3 protein-coding genes are annotated in these 11,235 nt (G+C 66.4%); 1 reads left to right on the top strand and 2 read right to left on the bottom strand.

Features of this window, described 5'->3' with window-relative positions; genetic code table 11:
* The first annotated feature begins 158 nt into the window (after positions 1 to 158).
* Complete coding sequence (locus AAHS21_RS29555; protein WP_342930932.1) at positions 159 to 1,328, top strand: permease; 1,170 nt, start codon at positions 159 to 161, stop codon at positions 1,326 to 1,328.
* On the opposite strand, the gene AAHS21_RS29560 is transcribed toward AAHS21_RS29555, so the two are convergent.
* Both AAHS21_RS29560 and AAHS21_RS29565 read right to left on the bottom strand, forming a co-directional pair.
* On the bottom strand, positions 1,322 to 8,713 hold the full coding sequence (locus AAHS21_RS29560; protein ID WP_342930933.1) for a beta-ketoacyl synthase N-terminal-like domain-containing protein: 7,392 nt from the start codon (positions 8,711 to 8,713) through the stop codon (positions 1,322 to 1,324). The genes AAHS21_RS29555 and AAHS21_RS29560 overlap by 7 nt on opposite strands.
* A 26-nt stretch (positions 8,714 to 8,739) precedes the next feature.
* On the bottom strand, positions 8,740 to 11,235 hold a 2,496-nt coding region (locus tag AAHS21_RS29565; RefSeq protein WP_342930934.1), incomplete at its 5' end, for an SDR family NAD(P)-dependent oxidoreductase.

The following is an 11,235-nucleotide window of genomic DNA, read 5'->3' on the forward strand; positions in this document are numbered from 1 at the left end:
GCGAGGAACCTACCCGTTCTCTCGCGGCGACGTTGGCGAATCGGCGATATCGTTGACCAGCCAATATCGCCGGGCGATCGGCACGCTGGTCCCACAAATAGCCGCTGCACGGCGTCGGCGCATCCGCGATCATCGACACCGAGGAGAGGAAGCGGCCCATGACAGGCAAGGCGCTAGCAGCAATCGAGCATGCCCTGGCGCTGGCCGGGTCCATGACCTGGGAAATCTTGTGGGCGCTGATTCTCGGCTTCGTGCTGTCGGCGGTGGTGCAGGCGGTGGTGCGACGCTCGACGATCGTGGCGCTGATGGGCGACGATCGTCCGCGCACCCTGGCGATCGCGGCCGGTCTGGGGGCGGCATCGTCGTCGTGCTCGTATGCGGCGGTCGCCCTGGCCCGGTCGTTGTTCCGCAAGGGTGCGCATTTCACCGCGGCCATGGCGTTCGAGATCGGTTCCACCAACCTGGTCGTCGAGTTGGGCATCATCCTGGCGCTGCTGATGGGCTGGCAGTTCACCGCCGCCGAGTTCGTCGGCGGCCCGCTGATGATCATCATTCTGGCAGTCCTGTTCCGGCTGTTCGTCCGGTCCCGCCTCGTCGACGCCGCGCGCGTGCAGGCCGAGCGCGGCATCGCCGGATCGATGGAAGGACACGCCGCCATGGACATGTCCATCAAGAGGGACGGCTCATTTGCCCAGCGCCTGTTTTCCGCAGAAGGCTTCACGTCGGTGTCGCACGTGTTCGTGATGGAATGGCTGGCGATCCTGCGGGACCTGGTGCTGGGTCTGTTGATCGCCGGCGCCATCGCGGCGTGGGTGCCCGAAACCTTCTGGCGAGGTTTCTTCTTGGCTGACGACCCCGGCTGGGCCGCGGTGTGGGGCCCGATCGTCGGACCGGTCGTGGCGATGGTGTCTTTCGTGTGCTCAATCGGCAACGTGCCGTTGGCCGCCGTGCTGTGGAACGGCGGCATCAGCTTCGGCGGCGTCATCGCCTTCATCTACGCCGACCTGTTGATCCTGCCGATCTTGAACATCTACCGGAAGTACTACGGCACCGCAATGATGCTGACCTTGCTCGGCACCTTCTACGCCTCGATGGTCGGGGCCGGGTATCTCGTCGAATTGCTTTTCAGCACAACGCATCTCATTCCCGCCGAGCGCAATGCCACGGTGATGGAAGCGTCGATCTCGTGGAACTACACCAGCTGGCTCAACATCGTCTTCCTCGTCGTCGCGGCGGTGCTGATCGTCCGGTTCGTCACGTCCGGAGGAATGCCGATGGTACGGATGATGGGCGGCTCCCCGGAGGCGGCCGAAGGTCACCATCACTGACGCGCCAGTGCCGCCGTCCATTGCTCGGTGCTGACCATGTCGCGCCAATCCACGCCAACGGAATCCAGAGCGTCCTCGATGCAGGCCCATACCGACTCCAGGGGCGATGCGCCTGGGGCGGCGGCCGCAATTCGATTCTCCACGGCCAGGTTTGGCGGATTGGGCGCATCGCTGAACGGAGCGAGTTCGTTGATGGCGTCGATGACGAGACGTCGCCGGTGCGCGTACGGCGATGCAATCAGCTCCTCGGGCATGATCGGGCGGCCGAAGATGTAGTCCTGCGCGGCCTGGCGATACGGCACCTCGAGCTTGTGGTTCACCGGCTCCTCGGGCAAACCCCCGGCGAAGTACACCGGCACGATCGGCAGTGACATCTCGATCGCCATGTCCAGCAGGGTGGAAGTCAGCCGCTCGACGCGCTGACCGGAGTGGACCTGGCGAGTCCCGTCGGCGTGCACCATCGTCGACACGGCGCGGGCGTCGATGTCGCGCTTGATTTCCTCGACCAGGTGCAGGAACTGGTGGGGGTTTTGCTGATCGAAATACCGGATGGTGCAAAGCTGTCTGCCCGCCACCGCGTCGAGCAGCCGCAACAGCTCACCGATCCAACGGTTTTCGTGTTTGGCATGCGCGATCGGCACCACCTGCGTGCCGGTCAGCCATGACGCGATGGTGGTGCCCAACAGCGATTCGATCTGCACCTGGTGGTTGCCCAGCAGGAGAACCGGGCGACCCTGAATCGCCGCCATCGCCGGTGGGTCCGCGACGATGACATGCCGGACATAGCGCGACAGCAGGGCCCCGTGGAGCACATCTGCGAAACCGTCCCGCTGCATCCCGAGCGTGGCGGCCCACCAGTCGCGCACCGGTCGCCAATCCGTCTGCAACGACGCGCTGGCGCGACACAGCCGCTGGCGCGGCTGCTCGATCTCGATCCGGATGCGCTCCAGCGGCAGCGCCGGGCAGCTCACCTGGCCCCCGGCAACCAGAACCCGCGAGGGGTGGATTGCGTTGTGGGCGGCATCGGCGACCGCTTCTTTGGCCGCGATATCGACGAGCAGCGAATCCCCTTGGCTGTCGGTGCAATACACCGCGTTCAGGGTGCCCTTGAACCAATCCAGCGTTGCCGCGCGGACCGAATCGAGCGTGACCACGCCCTCGTCGAGCCGCTCGCTCAGCGACATTGCGGGCACCGCCCGGCGTTCGGCCAGGAACGCGCGGCGCTGCACGCCCCCGGCCTGGGCAAGCGGTCCCTTGGACAACAGGATTTCGACGAGCCGAATGTAGGCCCACGGCTTGCCCCCGGCGCTCAACCACAGATCGATGACCGGCAAGCGGCGATCGTCGTCATCGAAACCGACGAAACGGGCTTCCACCGCCACGGTGCCCTCGGTGGGAGCGTCATCGTAAAACCGCGCCCAGACGACCCGGCTCGGAAATGCGACGGTCGGGTCCGCCGCGTCCGCATACGACTCGACCGCACAACTGTCCGTGGTCCATACGCTCATCGCGGCGTGGGGAACGATGTGCAGCGCACCGTCGAGGAGTCCCGGCTGTTGCAGACCCGCCGGAACCTTGCACAGTTCGACCGCAAGCGTCCCGGACGACCCATTGCGTCCTATCCGGGCGCCGTCGGTCAGCGTGGCGAATGCGGGTCCGTGGAACACCGCACTGGTGGCGTACGGGGTGGCGAAGGGCACCGCCCCGGTCAGCTCGGCCGGCGTTGCCGGTCCGCCGGTGTACCGCTGCGCGGTGACGATGGTGGCGTGGGCGTGAGTTTCCCAGCGCGACAACGCCGCTTTCGGGGCGTCTCGCCACACCTCGAGCCGGCCCTCGAAACGTCCGGGTCCGACGGGCACGACGATCGCCCGCAGCCGCTTGGGTGAATCGACGACGATCCAGCGCACCACCCGCAAGTCGGTGACCTCGACCACTTTGGCCGTGCCCGCGGCGCGGCTGACCGCCTGCGCCAACAGATCCAGCACCGACATCATCGGCAGCGACGGAATGACATACGTCGGGCAGTGGTCGGCGATCCAGCTGTCGATGGCGGGATCGATAGTCGTCTCCACCGTCGTGGCCTGCGCCGTCCCAGCCGGTGCTGCCGTCGCCGTGGTGGGTGAGGCGGGTGATGTCGTCGTCGACGAGCCGAGCTGCGTTTCCGATTGTCCTTGCGGCACATGGCGTGTGATGCGCATGCCGAGGTTGGTCGCGGTGTAGATCCGTTTGCCGTCCACCCACAGCGAGGCGTCGGCGACGGCCAGAATGCCCGGAACATCACCCTCGTCACGGGCGATGCGAGTGATCTCGAGCTCGGAGGAGATCTGTTTGTTCGTCGGTACGATCTGTCCGCGATACCGCCAGGTGATCGCATCGCCCAGCGCCACCGGCTCGAAACGTGCCGAGGGTCCCGCCTCTTTGCCCAGCCCGTGGTCGAGCATCGCGAATTGCAGGAGTTGCAGCATCATTTCGATGCCCAACGACCCAGGCTGCACGGGATCCTGATAGAAGTGGGCCTTGAAATACCACTCCGCCGGGTCGACGTCCTTGACGGCGCGCCACCGTCCGAGGCCGGCCTCGCCGTCGGTCAGCCATCGTCCCGTCACGCGGTCGATCATCAACAGCATCGGATCGGCCAATCGCGCTCCGGGGCCGAAGAATTCGTGCGGACGCGCGCGAAGGTCGATGACCGACGTGTCGCATGGGCGCTGCGCGATGGCGCGCTGCTCGTCGGTAACCGGGAGCCCCACCTGCTGTTGCAACGCTTCGCGGCCGAAGTATCCGAACACCGTGTCGAAGGTGTAGATGGGCCCTTGGTCGGCGTGAATCTCGCCGTCGAAGGTCACGATGATGGTTCCGCCCGCCTGGGCGATGCTCTTCAAACAGACCTTGGTCCGCAGGGTTCCGGTCGACGGTGTGACCTCGCGGTGCTGCCTGCCGGTGCCATCGAGGTTGCGGAAGTAAAGATCCTTCTCGCTGTTCAGCGGGCAGCCGACGTAGCTGGCCAGCCAGCCGCAGGGCTGCAGGGCGACCTCCATCAGCACCGCGTTGGGCATCGTCGGCGTCCCGTTCACCGCGAAATACCAGGCATCGCTGGGGACTTCGTATTCGACGACGACTTCGGCGCCGGCCTTTACGACGCCAATCTCGCCGACCAGCTCGGTGACCCGGGACATGAAGTGGTAGGGCGGTCCAGGCAGTCTGGCGACCTTGCGATGAGAATCGAACTTTTCGAAGAGCGGGCCGAACGCCAGGGAAGGCTTGGCGATAGCGCTTGCCAGCATCGCTTGGTAGTCGAACCGGAAGCCGTCGACTTCGGCGACGGGTTTGGGTTCGACGTATCCGACCAGTTCCTTGGCGCCCAGATCCATCGGCCAGCCGGGCGACAGTTTCAAACCCATCCGACGGCAGTGAAACGCCGGCAACCCGTCGACGGTGCAGAGCAGGTCGGCGAACAGCGTCGGCTCCGGCCCGGCGAGCACCTCTCGCACGAACACCTCGTAGACCAGTTCGCGCGATTGCGGCGTGACCTGCCCGCGGCACGACAACTTGTAGGTCTCGAAAGGTACGGGTTCAAAACGCCAGCCGTCGCACTCCAGCGTCATCCCCAGCGCAGTCATGTAGATCGCCATGGCCTGCATGGTCGCTTCGAACATGAGCGTGCCGGGCATGCACGGGTCGTTCTTGAAGTGTCCTGCGAAATACCACTTTTCGGGGTCGACATGCGCGACCGCCCGCAGGTAGCCGCGCCCCCACGGACCGCCGGACAGATCCAGCTGGGTGACCTCGTCGACGAACAGCATGTCGCCGCCGCCGATGCTGGGCGTGCGAGTGTGGCTGGCCGCGCGTTCGAAGCCGGGGCCAAATGTGCGCCAGATCTCGCCGCCCGACATTGCCTCCAGGTCGGCGCGGGACAGCGAGGTCCGCGAGGTCTGCGACGGCGTCGGATCCATCGGACCGTCGACGGTCTCGTCATCGGGACGCCAGAGTATCCCGCCGGAGGAGGCCAGCTCCTCGTCGGAGAAGAATCCGGCCTGGCCGTTGCGCATCGACATGCGCTCGACACCGTCGATCGTGCAGTCGTAATGGAAGAAGAAGATGCGGATGTCGCCTTGACGGGCGTGGCCGTCGACGTGAATGTCGAATCGTAGGGTGTCGCCAATTTCGGGTAGTCCGCCCAGGTAGGTCACCTCACAGCCCAGCAGGCGGTACACCCGATCACCCTTGTTGGCGAAATCGGCGCCCATCCATGAGATGAGCATCAGGTCGGCCTGCCCGGCCTCGATCATCACACCCGCGGGCATCCTGCCTTGATGCAGATACCACGCATCGGAGGTGACATCGGTTTCGGTCCACAGGGTTCCGGTGCCGTTGCGGCCCGGCTCGGCGTCGATGCCCAGGAGGCGATCCGCCAGCAGCAGCGGCGGTTCCGGCATCCGGACCTGACGAAGGTAGTTGTCTTGCACCGTGAACGCCTGGCCATAGATGTCGGAGATCTTCCCCGACGCGTGCACCCGCAGGCCGTCCCTGTCGAGCGCGAGGCCAACCGGCGCGCGCTTGGATGTAGGCGCCGGAACGTGCTTGTCCTCGGGCCGAACCGGCTGAACCGCTCTGCAGGCACCAGCAAGGGGGACCTTGTCGATGTCTCTGGGCGCCAACGGCTTCCAGACCGGGCCGCCGTTGCGCGCAGTGGATCTGGAATCGTTGTGCCCAGAGCCGTTGCGGACGGTGTCCCCAGTAGCGGCCGGGTGCGTGTCGCGGTCGTAGACAACTGTCAGCGGCTCTGGTGGCGTCCGCGCGGTCAGCGCCGCGCCGAGCGGCGCCCGCACCAATGCCTCCTCGGCCTTGGGCAGAACCGGGGGAACCGGGAGGTGTGTTGCCATGCGCTGCTCCCCTTTACTAGTGATAAAGCGTGAATCCTGTTCGACGTCAACAACATTCTCCGGTAGCAGGACATCGGGAAGATGACCGGGGAATCGCAGCCACGTCGACTTTCCCGACCCGGATCCCGTCTCGGTCCGGTGGGCGTCGAGCGCGCTGGCGTCCCGCTGGTCCACCGGCGGTGCCACCAGCACGATCTGCTGTTCCTGGCCGGCCAGCGCGTCGAGGGCGATGACGACTTCTCGCCGCTGCGATGACCACTGCGTCCCGTCGGGACGTACGCCGAGAAAGCCGTAGAGCACACCGGCTGCGACGTGCAAAAGTCCGGATGCGGCGTGGGCATGCCCGAGTAGGGGCGCGAGGTCCATTGCGCCGGGCGCGGTGCCCAACCGCAGGCAATCGCCGCTCGGTCGCCGGCCCGCGGGCACAGTGGCAAGGACGGTGTCGTCGTCACGGCGTGCGTCGTCTGCGCGTTTGAGTACCAGCACGACGGCGGCGTCACCGGATATCTGCTCACCGGATCCCAACAGCTCCCGGGCCGCCGCTTCGTGCACGGGTTCGCAGCTGAGGTCCACCGCCCCCACCACTGCCGCGTCGATCTCGCCGGCCCGCAATGCGCGGGCAGCCATCTCCAGTGCCGTGGTGCCGGAAAGCTCCTCGCGGGATACTGTGAAACTCGGTCCGCGAAGATCGAATTGGCTGTTCAGCCGGTTGGCCACAATGTTGGGCATCGCGCCGACCACCCCAGCGGCGGTCCATCCTTGCACCACCGCGTCGCGCGCCGTCGCCAGCAGATCCGGGTCGTCGATCTCCCCGGCGAGCCGCCAACGCACCCCGAGTCGTGTCACCTCGGCGTCGCAGCCCATCCCGACGATAACACTGGTGGTGTCCGGCGGGAGATCTTTGATCAGACCACCGACATTCATCGCCGCACCAAGAAGGGCGATCTGCTGGGGCAGGGTCTGCTTGAGATCGGTTGGAGGGAAACGCGTCTGAGTAAGATCGAGGCACACCTCGGACATCCGCGCCCGTAGGGCACCGCTGTCATCGCGGTGGGGAATCGGCTGGTTCTTCACCAGATGATCAGCTACCGAAAGGGTTTCGTGTCCATCGCCCACCAGCAGTCCCAGCCCGACGATCGCGATGTCAGCGTCGGCTCCGGTCACGGTCACCGGCCATTGCGGACGGGCGAGGTGTTTGTTGACAGGTTCGACCCATTCTTCGAGTAACAGATGGGCATTGTTGCCGCCGAAGCCGAAGTTGTTGATCGCGGCGCGGCGTGGCCCGACACAATGCCAGGTTTCGGCTTCGGTGAGCAGTCGGAACGGGGAGTCGGCGATAAACGGCAGCGGATCGTCCGCGTGCAGCGTCGGGGGTCGTAGTCGCGCCCGCATCGCCGCGAGCACCTTGATGGCTCCAGCGGCGCCGGATGCCGTGATGGAGTGGCCGAGATTGGACTTCAGCGATCCGATTGGCACGTTTGCCATTCCGTCGAAAATACTTGCCATGCTCATCAATTCGGTCAGATCGCCCCGCGCGGTTCCGGTGGCATGGCACTCGATCAGGGAGATGTCCTGCGGCTCAAGCTCGGCCATCTCGTAGGCGAGCCGCATCGCACGTTCTTGCCCCTCCTGCGAGGGCACCAGCAGACCGCGTCCGCGGCCGTCGTTGCTCAGGCCGACCGCCCTGATGACGCCCAATATGGTGTCACCGTCGGCGATCGCGTCCTCAAGTCTGCGCAGCACCAGAATCGCCGCGCCTTCGGCCGGCACCAATCCGTCGGCGTCTTGATGGAACGGGCGCGACCTGCCGGACCGGCTCAGCGCCTGCAGTGCGCTGAAGCCGACGTGTAATAGCAGATCGCTGGCCCCGTTGACGCCGCCGGCCAGCATCACATCCGCGGTACGGTCGTGCAGCCGGTCGCAGGCGAGCTTGATGGCGTACAACGATGAAGCGCACGCGGCGTCGAGAGCGGCGGCACCCCCGGTGAGGCCGAGCGCGTTCGCGATGAGATGAGCAGGCAGGCCGGACATGAACCGGTTACGCCAATCGATCCTGTGTGCTGTTCCGCGCCAGACCTTTTCGGCCAGGTCCGTCATCGTCTTGGTCGGATAGCTCAAGTTTCCGAGGACCACCCCGGCCGAGCCCGGAACTTCGCCGGCACGCCAGCCCGCGCCCGCAATGGCCTGCCGGGCCGCCTCGATGGCCCATAGGTACAGCGGATCGAGACCGTCGAGCGTTGCGGCGTCGGGGAGAAGGTCCCGAGGCGCGAAAGCCTGATCGAAGCCACGCACATATCCACCTCGGTCCGACCAGGTGTGGTCCAGGAAGGCGGAGTTCTTCGGGTCGCGCAGGATGTGCTCCGCCGATACGCCCCAGTAGCCGGGCGGCGCCGAGCCGAGCGCGTCGCGGCCCGCACGCACCGTGTCCCACAACCCGTCGGGACTGAGGCCGCCGGGCAGAACGCAGCCCTGGCCGACGATCGCGATGGGTTCAAATTTCAAGACGACTCCGCGGCTTTCGGTTGAGATCAGCTGCCGTAGGGGTACATCTCAAGCCGCTTGATGCTGGCAACCACGTGATTGTCCGCGTCAACGAGGTCCAGGTCGCAGACGGTCCGGCTGTTCTTCGCCGCGCCATTGGAGAGCACGCAGCGCAGCCCATCGCCGAGCGCACCGGCCCGGTAGCGCACGATCTCGCCCACCCGCAGCGGCAGCACCTTGGCCCCGAGCTGTTCAAAGCTCCACACCAGTGCCGCTTGCAGGCAGCCGTCGAGCGCGGCCGGATCGGTCGCCCAGCCTTCCCCCGCCCAACCCGCCACCGTGAGCCCGTACAAAGGGGCCGTGGCGGACGACGTCTGGCAGTCGACCCCCTCGAGGACCTGGAAGGCGGGACCGTGGAATAGCGCACCGTTGGTATAGCAGGTATCGCGGTTGAGCTGTTTACCGCCGGGCGGCGCGCTGGCCAGTGTCGGCACCGCCGTTGAGCTCCTGCCCATTTCGACCGTCGCGCAATAGTAGGTGTTCGATCCGGAAGCATCGGACAACGTGCACGCCAGCCGATGTGGGTGACCATCGATCGACGCGCAACGCACCAGCAGTGCGTCCCCGCGTCGGTCGAACTCCGACAGAGTCACGCCGCGCAGCACCCGCAGGTCGACGACGCGATCCACACGCTGGCCGGGACGGCATGCCTGCGCCATCCGCACGAACCATTCCAGCGCCTGCACGATGGGCAGGACCACGTTGCCCTGGATGCGGTGGTCGGCCAGATACGGTTGGCGGGCGGCATGGGCCACCACCCGTGCCACCCGGCCCTCGGTGGACACCGGATGGGTTGGCACACCTGCCAATACGCCGTCTCCGAGGATCACCTCCGGGCTAGCCGTCTGCGCGTCCAGCACGTCGGAGACGAATGCTTGGGCGCCGTCGGCAAGCGGGATCAAAGAGATTCCCCGCGACTCGAACATCGCCTTGAGACCGGGCGTCACCATACCGGAATCCCAAGGGCCCCAGCCTAATGCGCGAACAAGGCAGCCGGGACCGCGACGGGACTGTTCGGCCAGGGCAACCTTGTTGAGGATCTCGTTGGCCATGGCGTAATCGCTTTGGCCGACGTTGCCGCTGCGCGCTGCCACCGACGAGAACAGGCAGACCAGCTTCAGCGCGTCACCGGCTGTCGCATCGAGCAGGGCACACAGACCGCCGACCTTTGTCTCGAAGACACGGTCGTATCCGTCCAGGGTCTTCTTGTGCAAAGGCGCGTCGGCCAATACACCGGCGCCATGGACCAACCCGGTGATGGGCCCGAAGTCGGCGCGCACGCTGTCGAGCAGCGCACCGAGTTGAGACGCATCGCGCACATCGGCCGTGGCGTAGCGCACCCGCGAGCCGGCGGCGGACAGGGCAGCAAGCGTGGCGCGTACCTCGCGATCGGCCAGGATGCGCTGCACCTGTTGTTCGAGCTGTTTGGGGGTGAGCTTAAGTCCTTGTGCCGCAGCGCCAGCCAGCAATGCTCGCTTGAGTTCGGCGTCGGCTGTCAGTCCCCGTGCGGCGGCTGGTTCGTCGCCGAGTTCGGTGCGCCCGATCAGCACGAAGCTGGCCCGTGTCCGTTCCGCCAGGGCGATCACCGACGCGGCGGTCACACCGCGGCCGCCACCCGACACGACAATGACGTCCCGCTGGTCGATGCGACGGGTGTGGGTGGCCACCGGCGCCGCGTCGACGACCACCGTCACTCGTCCGTGCGGGCTGCCCAGACCGACTTCCAATTCGGCTCCGCCCGCTAATATCTCGTGCGCGATGTGCTCGGCGATGGCGGTCGGGGCAAGCTGTGCGGCCGCGATGTCGATGGCCTTGACTTCTGCCATGGGCCATTCCTGCGCGGCTGTCTTGGCCAGGGCGCCGATGCCACCGGCCCATGCGCGCGAGCCGGGCTCGGTGAGCAGACCGAAGGTGCCGCCGGTGTCCTGAACAGTGACGAAGACGCCGCCGTGTTCTTCATATCGCGCAGCGACGCGTTGTGCATCGGCGAAGACCGCGCGGTTGAGGGCCAGCATGTCTTCCCGGTCGGTTGTCTGCTGCAGTCCGCCGAGGTGGATCACGGCCTCGGCGTTGGCGCTCGGCTGGGTCACGGTGGTGGCGCTGATCCCGTGGGTGCGAAGGAGTGCGGCCAGGGCCTCACCGACGCCCGGTGCGGCGGCAACAATCTCCACGTTGGCAGCGCGGTAGAGGCCCGGCATCGCCATCCCGCTTGCCGGAGCAGCGATTGCGCGCACCGCGTGGCGCGCAATCGCTACTCCGGCTAACTCAAAAGGGAGGCGGTCACCCGCCATGGCGCCGTTGGGGAGGGCAGGGACCGGCGGTGGGGCATGCATCGGTGGGGCGCCAGTATGGGCGACGGGGGCCAGCAGCGACTGCAGATAATCGACAATCTCCTGCAACGTCCCCAACGACGCCATCGCCGCAGTCTCCACCTCAGGCAACCCCGGAACCCGCTCCTGCACCCCCGACAAAATCTCCACCCG

The sequence above is a fragment of the Mycobacterium sp. 050272 genome, from assembly GCF_039023525.1.
GTDB lineage: Bacteria > Actinomycetota > Actinomycetes > Mycobacteriales > Mycobacteriaceae > Mycobacterium.